At 68.3% G+C, this 13,781-nt stretch carries 11 protein-coding genes and 1 pseudogene; 9 read left to right on the top strand and 3 right to left on the bottom strand.

What is annotated here, in order from left to right:
• A partial coding sequence (locus tag C560_RS0109830) for a hypothetical protein (protein ID WP_197026131.1) occupies positions 1-420 on the bottom strand: 420 nt, incomplete at its 3' end.
• A 302-nt stretch (positions 421-722) separates the two neighbouring features.
• Between C560_RS0109830 and C560_RS0109825 the strand changes: the two genes are divergently transcribed.
• From C560_RS0109825 to C560_RS23810, 9 genes and pseudogenes are all read left to right on the top strand, one after another.
• Positions 723-2,225 (top strand): xylulokinase, encoded by a 1,503-nt coding sequence (locus tag C560_RS0109825; RefSeq protein ID WP_197026130.1) that lies wholly within the window; start codon positions 723-725, stop codon positions 2,223-2,225.
• Positions 2,209-3,579, top strand: a complete 1,371-nt coding sequence (locus tag C560_RS21500) for an iron-containing alcohol dehydrogenase (protein ID WP_051533075.1) — start codon at positions 2,209-2,211, stop codon at positions 3,577-3,579. The genes C560_RS0109825 and C560_RS21500 overlap by 17 nt, the downstream gene beginning before the upstream one ends.
• Before the next feature lie 130 nt (positions 3,580-3,709).
• Positions 3,710-5,461, top strand: a complete 1,752-nt coding sequence (locus tag C560_RS21495; RefSeq protein ID WP_051533074.1) for a glycerol-3-phosphate dehydrogenase/oxidase — start codon at positions 3,710-3,712, stop codon at positions 5,459-5,461.
• Positions 5,462-5,742: 281 nt separating this feature from the next.
• Complete coding sequence (eat, locus tag C560_RS0109810; protein ID WP_026538075.1) at positions 5,743-7,155, top strand: ethanolamine permease; 1,413 nt, start codon at positions 5,743-5,745, stop codon at positions 7,153-7,155.
• Between the two features lie 207 nt (positions 7,156-7,362).
• Positions 7,363-8,184: an HAD-IIA family hydrolase gene (locus tag C560_RS0109805; RefSeq protein WP_051533072.1), complete on the top strand. Its 822-nt coding sequence runs from the start codon at positions 7,363-7,365 to the stop codon at positions 8,182-8,184.
• Between the two features lie 92 nt (positions 8,185-8,276).
• Entirely contained in the window at positions 8,277-8,966 is a 690-nt protein-coding gene (locus C560_RS0109800) for a 1-(5-phosphoribosyl)-5-((5-phosphoribosylamino)methylideneamino)imidazole-4-carboxamide isomerase (protein WP_026538073.1), read from the top strand.
• Positions 8,967-9,017: 51 nt separating this feature from the next.
• Complete coding sequence (locus tag C560_RS0109795) at positions 9,018-9,785, top strand: GntR family transcriptional regulator (RefSeq protein WP_026538072.1); 768 nt, start codon at positions 9,018-9,020, stop codon at positions 9,783-9,785.
• 71 nt (positions 9,786-9,856) lie between these two features.
• Positions 9,857-9,949 (top strand): annotated as a pseudogene (locus C560_RS24000) (YbiU family protein); the annotation flags it as partial.
• Positions 9,927-10,352, top strand: coding sequence for a YbiU family protein (locus C560_RS23810; protein WP_269320025.1), 426 nt, complete (start codon positions 9,927-9,929; stop codon positions 10,350-10,352). The pseudogene C560_RS24000 and the gene C560_RS23810, both read left to right, overlap by 23 nt.
• Here the strand turns inward: C560_RS23810 and C560_RS0109790 are convergent.
• Both C560_RS0109790 and C560_RS0109785 read right to left on the bottom strand, forming a co-directional pair.
• Positions 10,318-12,069 carry an acetyl/propionyl/methylcrotonyl-CoA carboxylase subunit alpha gene (locus tag C560_RS0109790; RefSeq protein ID WP_026538071.1) on the bottom strand — a complete coding sequence of 584 codons (1,752 nt, stop codon included), beginning with the start codon at positions 12,067-12,069 and terminating at the stop codon, positions 10,318-10,320. The two genes, C560_RS23810 and C560_RS0109790, sit on opposite strands and share 35 nt — an antisense overlap.
• On the bottom strand, positions 12,069-13,748 hold the full coding sequence (locus tag C560_RS0109785; RefSeq protein ID WP_442853153.1) for a 5-oxoprolinase/urea amidolyase family protein: 1,680 nt from the start codon (positions 13,746-13,748) through the stop codon (positions 12,069-12,071). Before C560_RS0109785 ends, C560_RS0109790 begins: the two co-directional genes overlap by 1 nt.
• Between the last annotated feature and the right edge of the window lie 33 nt (positions 13,749-13,781).

Here is a 13,781-nt window from a genome sequence, read left to right as displayed (position 1 = left end):
GGAGACGTCGGCAATGAGATGGGTGGTGCCGGAGGAACGGTTGAACAAGGTGACCTTGCCGTCGGCGCCGACGGGCACGGTGACGGAGTTCGCGACCGTCTGGCCGGCGAGGAAGTTCAGGTTGGACGCATCAGGCCGGCGTGTCCCGGAGGCGTAGGCGGTGATGTACCCGATCAACCGTGGCACGGTGACGGTGAGGTTGAAGGTCACGGCGGAAACCTTCGCCGGAATCCCGTGCGCCCCGCCGACCTGGAAGGACACGGTCCCGTCCGGGCGCACCGCAGCAGAAGTCCGGGTGTCCAGTGCCCGGAATGGGGTGACCGGGACCAACGCCCCGGGCACGGTCGGCGTCGCGTACGTCTCGGCCACCGCGACAGGGGACGTCAGCACGTCGTTTGCCGTCGCCGCTGGCGCGGTCACCGCTGATACTGCAAGCAGGACACCCAACGCGGCAGCCAGGCAAGCGGTCCCCCGCCGAAAATGCGCACTCAAAGTAGCCATGATTCCCCCAAAACATGGCCCCGACACAGCAGACCGCGGATACTTCTCGCGAACCTACCACACCTGCCTGCCCGGTCAAGGTTCACCCAGGACCCGTCCGCCGCGGGCGGGGGTTGACGGCCGGCAGAAGCACCCGTATCGTAGTTATTAGACGTCTGACGACTTACGCAGATGGTGATGGCTTCGGGGGGAAGGCCGCTGGGATACAAAGGAGTATTTCATTGGGATATGTAATTGGCTGTGATCTTGGCTCGCAGAGCGCGAAGGCGGTGCTGATGTCGCCGGAGGGCGTGATCGTCGCGACCGCAAGCAGCGGGTATGCGATGGCGCACCCGCACAGCGGCTGGGCGGAGCAGGATCCGGCGCACTACCGGCACGGGATTGCCTCCAGCGTCCGGGCCGTGCTGGCCCGGACCGGTGTAAAGCCGGCCGAGGTGACCCATATCGGGCTCTCGAGCCAGGTGGACGGCGTCGTGCCGGTGGACGCGGACATGCGTCCGCTGCGGCCGGCCATTATCTGGCTGGACCGGCGCGCGACCGGCCAGGTGGCCCGGCTCGGGAACGCGATCGATCCGGATCGGCTGTTCGCCCGGACGGGCCTGAACCTCGATGCCTCGCACACGGGGCCCAAGCTCATGTGGCTGGCCGACAACGAGCCCGAGGTGTACCGGCGGGCCGCATCGCTGCCTTCGGTCGGGGGCTACGCTGTCGCCTGGATGACCGGCCGTTCGATCCAGGACCACGCGAACTCCTCCTCCTCGCTGCTCTACGACGTGGTGGCCCGGGACTGGAGCGATGAACTCATCGACGCCGCCGGGCTGGACCGGGCCAAGCTCCCGGAGATCGGCCGGGCTACCGACGTCGCCGGGACCCTGACCGCGGAAGCGGCTGCGGCACTGGGGCTGACCACGGGCTGCGCGGTCGTGGTCAGCACCGGCGATGACCACGCAGCATGCCTGGGCGCCGGCGGGGTCCGGCCCGGGGTGGTCGTCGATATCCTCGGCACGGCCGAACCGGTCGGGGTCTCTAGCGCCGTCCCGGTCTTCGACCAGACCAAACTCGTCGAGACCCACGCGCACGCCGTGGACGGCACCTACCTGATCGAGAACCCCGGGTTCGTCTCGGGCGGCAACACGCTGTGGTTCGCCCAGAACGTCCTCGGCGTCAGCCAGCAGGAGTTCTTCGACCGCGCCGCCCGCTCAGAACCCGGCGCCCGCGGGGTCCGCTTCATCCCGGCACTGACCGGCTCCATGGCGCCCCGGTGGAACGACTCGCTGCGCGGGACGTTCGCCGGGCTGTCGATGAATCACGACTCCACCGACATGGCCCGGGCGATCATCGAGGCGAACTGCTTCGCGTTCCGCGACATCTACGACCGGATCGACGCCATGGGCCTGGCCCAGTCGGTCCGGGTGGTCGGCGGCGGCGCCCGCTCCGCCCTGTGGCTCTCGGCGAAGGCCACGCTCTGCAACACCCCGATCCAGAAGGTGCTCACCGAGGAGACCAGCGCCACCGGCGGGGCACTGCTCGCCGCCGTCGCCGCCGGCACCTTCGCCACCCTCGAATCCGCCGTCGACGCCGTGGTCGAACTCGACCCGATCAGCATCAACCCCGACCCTGCCCATGCCGAGGCCCTTGAATCGGCCTACCAGGACTACCGCTCCCTCTTCGACGCCGTCGAATCCATCCCGCAGAAAGAATCACGCCATGACGCTCTCGTCTGACCTCGACCGCTACCTTTCCCACCCCCTGGTCGGCCTCGACCAGGTCGTCATCGGCGCCGACGTGCTGGACTCCGTCCACGACATCGTCGCCGCCCTCCCGGCCCATGACAGCATCGCCGTCCTCACCGACGAGGACGTCTACACCACCGGCTCGGGTACCCACCTCAAACCCGCCGTCACGGCCCTCTTGGAAACCCTCGGCACGGTCACCACCGTGGCCCTCCCGGGCCACGTCCACGCAGACGAGACCACCGTCAGCGCTGCGACCGCCGGCTGCGCCGGCGCAGACGTCATCGTCACCATCGGCTCCGGCACCCTGTGCGACATCGGCAAGGTCGCCGCCGGGACCCGGCCGCACGTCGTCGTGCAAAGCGCCGCCTCCGTCAATGGCTTCGCCGATGACCAGTCCGTGCTGCTGATCAACGGCGTCAAGCGCACCGCCCACTCCGGCTGGCCCAGCGCACTGGTGGTCGACAGCAACGTCCTGGAAGGGGCGCCGGCACTGCTGAACCGCTCCGGACTCGGGGACATGATCTCGATGTTCACCGCCCCCGCGGACTGGTACCTGTCCTCCCTCGTCGAGATGGACCGCGGCTACTCCGCCGAGGCCGCGACCATGACCCGCCGCCACGGCGCCGAACTCCTGGGCCTCGCCCCCGGCGTGGGGACCTCTGACCCGGAGTCATTGTCGACTCTGGCCAAGTTCGTGACCCTCTCGGGCATTTCGATGGGCGTCGCGGGACAAACCTCCCCGTCCTCCGGCATGGAACACGTCATCAGCCACCTCCTGGACATGGCCAACACGGCCCGCGGGACAGACACCGCCCACCACGGCGCCCAGGTGGGCGTGGCGACCGTCGTCGTCGCGATCCTCTGGCGGAACATGAACGAGAAGCTCCGCACCGGAAGCCTCGGCACCCTCCGGCTCCCCGAGCCGGAGGACGCCGAACGCACCGTCCGGGAGGCCTTCGACTGGATGGACGAGGGCGGCTCCACGAGCAACGAGTGCTGGTCCGACTACTCCAAGAAGCTCGAACACCTCCGTGCCGTCGACGCCGGAGCCAAAATCCGCGACGCCGCCGCGATCTGGCCGGCCCACGCCGAGGTGCTCTCGGGCCTGCTCGGCGAACCGGAAGCCATCGTCGCGGCGCTCCACGCCGCCGGCGCGCCCACCCGTTTCTCCGAGCTGGAGAACCCCAGCAAAGAAGACGATGTCATCTGGGCGCTCACGAACTGCCACCTGATGCGCAACCGCTTCAACATCGCCGACCTCGCCTACCTCACCGGAGCCTGGACCAAGTCCGACGTCCTGGCCGCCCTCGCCGAAGCAGAACTGATCGGCGCCGGACTGTAAACACCGGGCGTCACCGCACGCGAATTCAATATCCGAACAAACAACACCCACTTTTATTCGCCAGACGTCTAATGACATCGGACGCTGATAGAGCCTGGCCGCGAAGGCAGGCGGACCCATGGAGGCCACAATGAGCAAGACCGCCACTTCCCCCGGAACTGGGCGACTCAACACTGCGCAACGCGAATCAGCCCGCGCTGCGATGAAGTCACAAGTACTCGACGTGCTAGTTATTGGCGGCGGCGTTGTCGGCGCCGGTACTGCCCTCGATGCGGCATCGCGGGGACTTACGGTCGGCATTATCGAGAAGAGCGACTGGGCCAGCGGCACTTCCAGCCGGTCCTCCAAGCTGGTACATGGCGGAATTCGCTACCTTGAGCAGCTCAACTTCAAGCTGGTCAAGGAAGCTCTTGTGGAGCGCGGCCTTCTCCTGCGCACAATCGCACCCCACCTCGTCAAGCCCGTCTCGTTCCTCTACCCCGTCACTGCGCCGCTGGCTGAGCGGTTTTATGTGGGGACCGGGATGGCTCTGTATGACCTGTTCAGCTATGCCGGCGGCCGCCACCCGGGCGTCGGACTGCACCGGCACCTCAGCCGCAAGCGCGTCAGGGCTGAACTGCCTGGCCTGAACCGCGCTGCTTGCCGTGGGGGAATCAGCTACTTCGATGCCCAGGTCGATGACGCCAGGCTGGTCGCAACGATCGTTCGCACTGCGGTGTCACGGGGCGTCCATGCGATGAATCGCGCCGGCGCAGTGGAGATCACGCCCGGCACCGGCAGTGCGGACCACTCGGTGCTCGTCTCTGATGAAGAAACAGGTGAGCGGTTCGAGGTGCGGGCACGCTCCATCATCAATGCAACGGGCGTGTGGACTGCCGAATCGCAAGCCATGATCGGCGTCGACTCAGCAGTCGAAGTAACCATGTCCAAGGGCGTTCATATCCTCGTTGACCGTGATCGCTTCCCGTCCACCATGGGTTTGATCCTGCGGGCGGGGGCCAGTGTCCTGTTCGTCATCCCTTGGGGGAACTACTGGATTATCGGCACCACCGACACGCCATGGGACCTGGGAAAAACGAACCCCTCCGCCACCTCCGCCGACGTCCAGTACCTGCTCGATCACGTCAACAAGGTGCTCGAAGTCCCGATCGTCCACGAGGACATCCTCGGTGTCTACGCCGGACTCCGCCCGCTCGTGAAAGGCAAGGCAGGCTCGACCGCGCAGCTGAGCAGGGAACACGTCGTTGACGTGCCCCACCAGGGCATCGTGGTCATCGCCGGCGGCAAACTCACCACATACAGGGTCATGGCAAAGGACGCCGTGGATGCGGCGACAAAGGGGAGAAGCGCTGCCCGCCCCTCGCAAACACTGGACCTGCCCCTTCTCGGTGGCGAGAACTTCGTTGCCGCCGAGATCGAAAGCGTCTGCGCCTACATGCTCGAAACCCTCGGGCTGCCGTCCAGTCACGCAGCACGACTGGTCGGTCGCTACGGAAACATGGCGACTGAGGTCTTGAAGCCTGTGGCCGAGAACAGGGTGCTCGGGCTGGAGATTTGCGGCGGTGGCGGCGCCCTTCTGGCTGAAGCGCTGTACGCGGTTACGCACGAGGGGGCCCTGCATTTGGAGGACGTCCTCGAGCGCCGCCTGCGTATTTCCATTGAATCCAAGGACTTCGGTGAAGAAGCCGCGTCCGAGGTTGCCAGGGTCGTGGCCCCGGCCCTGGGCTGGACTGCACAAGACGTCGACGACGAACTGGAGCGCTATCAGGAATTCGTGCGCCTCCAGCGGGAAGCGATCTCAGTACCCGATGATTCCTCAGCCGACGCTGTCATGAGCAGGGCAGTTCCTGCCGCCCGCGCAGCGGCCGGCCTCCACGCCTAACAAAACAACAAAAAGTTTTCCTTGTCAGACGTCTAACGACTTGGTATGCTGGATGAACAAGGTCGCGAAAGCCCCTTCCGGATACTTTTCCTGCCGATGACGTCAGAGAAAAGCCAGGCCCGCCGCCCCCGCGGCGGCCGTTCGTAACACCCGATGCCGGAGCGCTGATGCTTCAGCCCGGCACCCCGCCACGGCTTGTCCCCGCGGCTTCCTCGTCAAATATCAGACGGTCCACGTCCCGTGGTTCCGATGATTGATACAACCCGCAAAGGAGCAGGTCAGTGTCACAAACAGCTATAACTCCCCCCGTGCAGGCGGAGAGCAAGAAAAAGAACCTCCACAAAGTTGCAGGGCCCGTCCTGCTCTGGGGCATCGGCGTCGGCGCCGTCATCTCCGGCGACTACTACGGGTGGAACGCAGGCCTGGGACTCACCGGCTATTGGGGCTACCTGATCGCGATTGCCATCATGGGCCTGCTCTACGCCGGCCTCTCAACCGTGATCGGCGAACTGTCCGCAGCAGTACCCCACGCCGGTGGAGCCTACGCCTACGTCCGCACAGCACTGGGCCGGGTCTGGGGCTACCTCGCCGGAGTCAGCGTCCTTCTGGAGTTCGTGTTTGCCCCGGTCGCGGTGGCGCTGACCGTCGGCGCTTACGTGCAGGTCCTGTTCCCCGACGTGCCGATCCTGGTCAGCGCCGCAGTCCTCTACATCGGCTCGACCGTGGTCCATCTCCTGGGCGCCGGCAACTCGATGAAGATCGAATTCGTGTTCACCGCCGTCGCGGTCGTCGGCCTCATTGTCTTCATGGTGATCGGTGCGCCGAAGATGTCACTGGATAACCTGAACGCCTACTCCGGCGGAGCCATCCTGCCCAACGGCATCGGCGGCCTCTGGGCCACCCTGCCGCTCGCTGCATGGTTCTTCTTCGCCATCGAAAGCCTCCCTATGGCTGCCGAAGAGACCAAGAACCCGGCCAAGGACATCCCCAAGGCCCTGATCATGGCCTTCATCACCCTCGCCGTGATCGGCCTCGGCACCCTCACCGTCGCCGCCGGCGTCGGCGGGTCCGACTTCCCCGGCGCAGCGGCCCCGCTGACCGTGGCCCTGTCCAACGTCGTGGGATCCCAGACCTGGATCGTCCCGGTGATCGCGATCTTCAGCCTCGCCGCCCTGGTCGCCTCGTTCCACGCGATCGTGATCGCCTACTCACGCCAGACCTTCGCCCTGTCCCGTGCAGGCTACCTGCCGGCATCACTGTCCAAGCTCAACAAGCATCACGCTCCCATCGGCTCGCTGATCGTCCCCGGCGTCATCGGCTTCGTCTTCGTCATCCTGGGCGCCACCATCCTCCCGGACGCCATCCCGGTCCTGGTCACCCTCTCGGTCCTCGTCGCAGCCGTGTCCTACATGCTGATGATGGCCGCGGCCCTGGTGCTGCGCAAGAAGCGCCCTGACCTGCACCGGCCCTACAAGGCCCGCGGCGGACGTGTCACGATGTGGATCGCACTGATCCTGGCCGGGATCCTGATCCCCGCAGCCCTGGTTAGCTTCCCCCTCGCGTTCGTTATCGCCGTCATCATGGTGGCCCTGTTCATGGCCTACTACTTCGCCGTCGGCCGCAAGCGCGTCGGCAACTACACCGCCGAACAGGAACTCGCACTCACCGACCAGGCCCTCACCGCCGACGCCTGAGCAAACCGGCCCAACCAGCCCGGCAGGCTGACCAGGTTTGACCGCCCCGCGGGGGCCGCCGCGACCCGGCAGCCCCCGCCCGGCACCCGCACCACCAGCACCACACCGCGAAACTTTCTTCCAATGATTCCATTACCGACTTGAGTCGTTAGACGTCTAACGTTAGACTGATATTGTGTCCCGCAAGGGGCCGAAAGGAGGGCAAAGATGCCCGTTGAACTACTGGCCAAAGAAACCGGCCGCCGCGAAGCGGCCCCGCTCTACCGGGGCTACGCCTTCGACCTGGACGGCACGCTGTATCTGGGCGATGACCTGATCGAGGGCGCGGACACCGTCGTGGCGGCGCTGCGCGACTCGGGGGCCCGGGTGGTCTTCGTGACCAACAAGCCGCTCGAGACCGCCGAGGCCTACGCCGCGAAGCTGACCCGGCTCGGCATTCCGGCCCAGGCCCAGGACGTGATCTCCGCGCTCGACGCGCTCACTCTGTACCTGACCGGCCGCCACCCCGGGGCCCGCGTCCTGGCCGTGGGCGAACCGGTTCTGATCGAATCGCTGCGCGGCGCCGGGTTCACCCTGACCGAGGACCCAGCCCAGACCGACGTCGTGGTGGTCTCCTTCGACCGGACCTTCGACTACGACAAACTCACCCGCGCCTACCAGGCCGTGAACGCCGGCGCCGTAATCGTGGCCACTAATCCCGACCCGTACTGCCCCACCCCCGACGGCGGCCTGCCCGACTGCGCTGCGATGCTCGCGGCGATCGAGGCCTGCACCGGCGGGCACGCCGAGGCGATCGTCGGCAAACCCAGCGTCCACATGGCCAACGCCTTCCTGCACCGGCTGGGCGTCCCGGCCCACGAGGCCGTGATGGTCGGGGACCGGCTCCTGACCGATGTCGCCATGGGCCTTAACGCCGGCATGGCCTCGGCCCTGGTGATGTCCGGAGCGACCACCGATGACCATCTCGCTGCCTCCGGCATCCTGCCCACCCACGTCCTGGACGACGTCCGCGGACTCCTCCCCGCCTGACCCCACACACGCACCACCCCCCAAGCACCCACCAGCAGCACCCCAGCACCACCCCACCAGCAGCACCCACCACAAACGAAAGAACAAGAACAATGTCTGAATTCATCTTCATGCTCACCCACAACGACCGCACCGTGGACAACGCCCTGGAGGTCCTCGAACAGGTCAAGGACACCGGGCTGCGCCACATCGGCTTCAAGGACGTCGGCGCCACCGCCGAGAAGGCCCGCGAGCTGACCGCCGCCGCGCACGCCGCGGACCTGGTGGTCTACCTCGAGGTCGTCTCCGTCGACAAGGCCGACGAAATGGCCTCCATCGACGCCGCCATCGCCGCCGGCGTGGACTGGATCGTGGGCGGCAAGTTCGCCGCCGAGGCCGTCGAGAAGCTGGCCGGCACCGGGATCAAGTTCGCTCCCTTCCCCGGCCGCGTCGCCGGGCACCCCAGCGCACTGCTCGGCACCATCGAGGAGATCACCGCGCACGCCGCCGAACTCTCCAGGCTCGAAGGCGTCCACGGCGTGGACCTGCTCGCCTACCGCCACGCCACCGTCGACCCGCTGGAACTGACCGCCGCCGTAGCCCGCGTCGTCGACGGGCCCACCATCGCTGCCGGCTCGGTTGTCAATGAGGACCAGATCCGCGGCCTCGCGGAGGCCGGCGCCTGGGGCTTCACCATCGGCGGGGCCATCTTCGACGGCAAGCTCCCCGGCGCCAAAGACGTCGTATCCCAGGTCCGCACCGCCCTGTCTTACGCCGACGCCGCCGCCGGCGCCCGGGTCTAATCCGGACCCCCACCGCCAGTACACTGGATTTATTGCCCCAGGGAGGACACCATGTCAGGTCGCCGGCCAAATCTTGCAGAACAGGTTCGAGATGAACTCACCGAGCTCATCAGCAACGGCACGTATAACGTCGGCGACCGGCTCCCCAACGAAGACGAAATGTCGGTGAAGTTCGCGGTCAGCCGCGCCACGGTCCGCGAGGGCTACCGGGCATTGATCGACGCCGGGTACCTTTCCCGCCTCCACGGCAAAGGCACCTACGTCACCCGGGTGCCGCAGCGCCACGCGCTGGACCTGAATGTCAGCTACACCGCGATGATCCAGGCTGCCGGGTTCACGCCCAGCATCCGGATCATCTCCCAGCGCGTGGCACCCGCCGACGACGGCGACCGGGCCCGGCTCCGCTTGGACCGCGGGGCAGAGGTCGTCATCGTCGAACGGGTCCGGTTCGCCGATGACCGCCCCGTCGTCTACAGCGTCGACCGGGTCCCGCTGGCCCTCGTGCCCGAGGCAGCCCGGTCCGACCTCGGCCCGTCGCTGTTCGACCTGCTGGAAACCCTCAACCACGGCGTCCGGAACGGGCGGGCCAAGCTGCTCCCCGTCCTCGCCGGCCCCCCCGAGGCCGCACAGCTCCAGGTCAACGAGGGCGTCCCGCTGCTCTACTTCGACGAGGTCGACTACGACATCAACGGCACCCCCGTGCTCGCCTCCTTCGAGTGGCACACCAGCGACGTCTTCGAAATGTGGCTCAACCGCCGCGCCCAACCGCCCGCCCACCAGGCCCAGGCCACTCCGCCCCTCGCAGAGTCACGGACCTGAGCGGGCAACAACCGCACACACACCGGACACACGGCCGGGCACGCTCCCCAGCGTGCCCGGCCGGCTTCGTTATGGACCCGCACACCGACTCCGGCGCCCTGGAAATGTGGCTGCTGCCGGCCTACCGGCAGGTGTTCCGGCATGTGTTCAACGGCGAGCCCGAGAAGTACGACTCTTGGGACGCCGCCTACCGCACCGAAGTGCGGCGTCAGCCCGCGGCACGTCCTGCCGATCAGCGAGCAGTGGCACCAGCTCCTGATGCGCGCGCTCTCGTCCATCCCCGATGTGCAGGCGGGAGACTCGGTGTGGTGGCACTGCGACGTGATCCACGCCGTCGCGCCCGTACAGGACCAACTGGAATGGGGCAACGTCATGTACATGCCGGCAGCCGGTTCCGTGAGGAGGAACTCAACCCCACCGGCAGGCGCGGACCCGGGCCGGAGGCATGGCCGCGTCTCGCTCGAACGAGACTGGGCCGCTTCCGCTAGCGGAAACGGCCCAGTCACTCGCCAAACATCAGCAGAATGTGTGGTTACCCGATCAGCGCGAGCACCGCGCCGGCGGTGACAACCCCGCCCGCTTCGGTGCGGACGTCGGTGACGATGCCGTCCCGGTGCGCGGAGACCTGGGTTTCCATCTTCATGGCCTCAAGGACCACCACCGGATCTCCGGCCGAGACTTCGGTTCCCGGCTCGACGAGCCACTTGACCACGGTCCCGGCCATGTCCGCGCGCAACTCCCCCGGGTCGGCAGCGGCGGCGGCACCGCCGTCGGACACCGAAGACACGCCCGCGGGCAGCGGACCGCCCGCGCGGGCCCAGCCGTCGAGCAAATCCGCCGGAAGGCCGACGGCGAGGCGCCGGCCGTCCACGTCGACCGTGATGGTGCGGCGTGCGCCGTCGGGGGCGGTGGTGCTGTAGTCGGGGTCGGCAGGGATGCTGTCCGCGAAGTCGGTTTCGATCCAGCGGGTGTGGATGCCGAGGCCGTCCTCGGAGGTGAAGTCCGGGGATTCCAGCACGGCCCGGTGGAACGGCAGCACGGTGGCGACGCCGGTGATGCGCATTTCGGCGAGGGCCCGGCGGGCGCGGCGCAGGGCCTGCTGGCGGTCCGCGCCGGTGACGATCAGCTTCGCGAGCAGGGAATCGAACTGCGGTGCGACGAAGGAGCCGGAGCGGACGCCGGTGTCGAGGCGGATGCCCGGGCCGGTGGGGCCGGCGAACTCGCCGATGGTGCCGGGCGAGGGCAGGAAGCCGCGGCCCACGTCCTCGGCGTTGAGCCGGAATTCGAAGGCGTGTCCGCGCGGCGCCGGGTCTTCGGTCAGGCGCAGCGGCTCGCCCGCGGCGATCCGGAACTGTTCCTGGACGAGGTCGATCCCCGTGGTTTCCTCGGTGATGGGGTGCTCCACCTGCAGCCGGGTGTTGACCTCGAGGAAGGCCACGGTGCCGTCCGCCGCGACGAGGAATTCCACCGTGCCGGCGCCGGAGTAGCCCGCTTCCCGGCAGACGGCCTTGGCGGCGTCATAGATCAGCGTGGTCTGCTCGTCGCTCAGGAACGGCGCGGGGGCCTCTTCCAGGAGCTTCTGGTGCCGGCGCTGCAGGGAGCAGTCGCGGGTTCCGACGACCACGACGTTGCCGTGCGCGTCCGCCAGGACCTGCGCCTCGACGTGGCGGGGACGGTCCAGGTAGCGCTCCACGAAGCACTCGCCCCGGCCGAAGGCGGCAACGGCTTCACGGACGGCGGAGTCGAAGGCTTCCTCGACCTCGTCGATGGCCCGGACCACCTTCATGCCGCGGCCGCCGCCGCCGAAGGCGGCCTTGATGGCGATCGGCAGGCCATGCTGTTCGGCGAAGGCGCGGGCCTCGGCCGCCGTGTCGACGGGACCGTCGCTGCCGGCCACCAGTGGCGCGCCGGCCCGGACGGCGGCGTCGCGGGCCGTGATCTTGTTGCCCAGCAGGCGGATGGCGTCCGGGCTGGGGCCGATCCAGGTCAGTCCGGCGTCGAGGACGGCCTGGGCAAAGTCGGCGTTCTCGGAGAGGAATCCGTAGCCGGGGTGGACGGCGTCCGCACCGGACTGGGCCGCCACTGCCAGGAGCTTGGGGATGTTCAGGTACGTGTCCGCGGGCGAGTTGCCGTCCAGGCTGAAGGCAACATCTGCGGCCGAAACGTGCAGGGCATCGGCGTCGATGTCGGCGTAGACAGCGACGGACGCCAGCTGCGCGTCGTCGCAGGCCCGGGCTATGCGGACCGCGATTTCTCCACGGTTGGCGATCAGGACCTTGCGCATCAGTTACTCGCTTCTTCGTTATTGGTGGTGTGTTCGGTGGGGGTGGCGGATTCGGCCCAGCGGAAGCGGATCTTGCCGCCGATCGGGACCTGGGCGGCGAGGTCCAGCTGGGAGTCGACCACCACGGCGATTACCGGGTAGCCGCCGGTGATCGGATGGTCGGCCAGGAAGAGAACGGGAAGGCCCTCCGGCGGAACCTGCAGGGCGCCGGCGACGGTGCCTTCGCTGGGCAGTTCGCCCTGGCGGCTGCGCTGCAGCGGGGTACCGTCCAGCCGCATGCCGACGCGGTTGGACTGCGGCAGCACGGCCCAGTTCTGGGCGGTGAAGGAGTCCAGTGCCGCCTGATCGAACCAGTCGGCGCGGGGGCCGGGGACGACGTCGAGGACGGTCACCCCGGCGCCCGGGTAGTCCGGCTGCAGTTCGGGATTTCCGACGACGCCGGACTCGGCTTCTGCTCCGGCGCCGAGTTGCTGCCCGGCGGCCAGGGGCGCAGGACCGATCCCGGACATGGTGTCCGTGGAGCGGCTGCCCAGTACCGGGGCGGCATTCACCCCGCCGCGGACCGCGAGGTAGCTGCGGAAGCCGCTCTGCGGCGCACCGATGCTGAGCGTTTCGCCGTCGAGCAGCGCGAAGGGGGTGGCCACCGGCACGGTGCGCTGCCACGTATCGCCGGCCTCGTCCGGTGCGGAGGCGATGCTCAGTTCCGACGGCGCCCCGGCGACGGCGAGGACCCGGTCCCCCACGGCCTGGACCTTGAGGCCGCCGGCGACGGTCTCGATGCCGGCTGCGCCGGGGGCGTTGCCGACGAGGCGGTTGGCCCGGCGCAGCGAGGCCCGGTCCAGCGCGCCGGCGGCGGAGACGCCCAGGCCGGAGTGGCCGTCCCGGCCGAGGTCCTGGATCAGGCTCTGAAGACCCGGTGAAACGATCCGGAGTCCGTCGGCGGAAGCTTCTGCGACTGCCGCCGCGGGCTCCGCTACTGGCTCCGCCGCCAGGGCGAGTGCGTCCCGGACCGGACGGAACTGCACCCGGTGGCCGGGGGCGGCCAGGGCGGGCGGCTCCCGGTCCAGGTCCCACATCTTGGCGTTGGTGCGCCCGATCAGCTGCCAGCCGCCCGGGGACCGGCGCGGGTACACGGCCGAGTAGTTACCGGCCAGCGCCACGGAGCCCGCGGGAACAGCGGTGCGGGGCGAGCTGCGGCGCGGCACTTCCAGCTGTTGGTTCTCCCCGATCATGTAGCCGAATCCGGGGGCGAAGCCGGCGAAGGCCACGGTCCAGATCTGCCCCGAGTGGGCGGCGATCACGCCGTCGGTTCCCAGGCCGGTCAGCCGCCCGACTTCGGCGAGGTCCTCGCCGTCGTACACGGTGTCGATGACCACCAGCTCGCCGTCGCGCTGGACGGGTGCGGTGAGGTCGAGCTGCATCAGGCGGGCGGCGATGCGCCGCGCCGACGCCGGGGATTCGGCCTTGACCAGGACGGTCTCGGCCGCGGCCAGGACGTCCTGCTGGCCCGGCAGTGGCTTCTCCAGCAGCAGCGCCTGCAGGGCAAGCACGTCCTGGGTGCCGGAGAGCTCGGCCAGGACCGCGCGCGTCCCCACTGCCCGCACGGAGCGGACCTTGTGAGCTGCGGTTTCGCCTGCTTCGGCCGCTTGTACCTTCAGGGGTTCCCCTGCTGTCTCAATCACGAGTTGCCTCAATCATTGTGCCGGTGAACA

The sequence above is a fragment of the Arthrobacter sp. 9MFCol3.1 genome (assembly GCF_000620385.1).
In the GTDB taxonomy this organism is placed as follows: domain Bacteria; phylum Actinomycetota; class Actinomycetes; order Actinomycetales; family Micrococcaceae; genus Arthrobacter.
Note: the sequence above shows the minus strand (reverse complement) of the source record. Positions and strands in the feature narration are given on the sequence as shown.

Excerpts from the sequence above, each read along its gene's own strand:
- C560_RS21500 (WP_051533075.1), top strand. The coding sequence starts at position 2,209 with ATGACGCTCTCGTCTGACCTCGACCGCTACCTTTCCCACCCCCTGGTC.
- C560_RS21495 (WP_051533074.1), top strand. The coding sequence starts at position 3,710 with ATGAGCAAGACCGCCACTTCCCCCGGAACTGGGCGACTCAACACTGCG.
- C560_RS0109805 (WP_051533072.1), top strand. The coding sequence starts at position 7,363 with ATGCCCGTTGAACTACTGGCCAAAGAAACCGGCCGCCGCGAAGCGGCC.
- C560_RS0109800 (WP_026538073.1), top strand. The coding sequence starts at position 8,277 with ATGTCTGAATTCATCTTCATGCTCACCCACAACGACCGCACCGTGGAC.
- C560_RS0109795 (WP_026538072.1), top strand. The coding sequence starts at position 9,018 with ATGTCAGGTCGCCGGCCAAATCTTGCAGAACAGGTTCGAGATGAACTC.
- C560_RS23810 (WP_269320025.1), top strand. The coding sequence starts at position 9,927 with ATGTGTTCAACGGCGAGCCCGAGAAGTACGACTCTTGGGACGCCGCCT.
- C560_RS0109790 (WP_026538071.1), bottom strand. The coding sequence starts at position 12,069 with ATGCGCAAGGTCCTGATCGCCAACCGTGGAGAAATCGCGGTCCGCATA.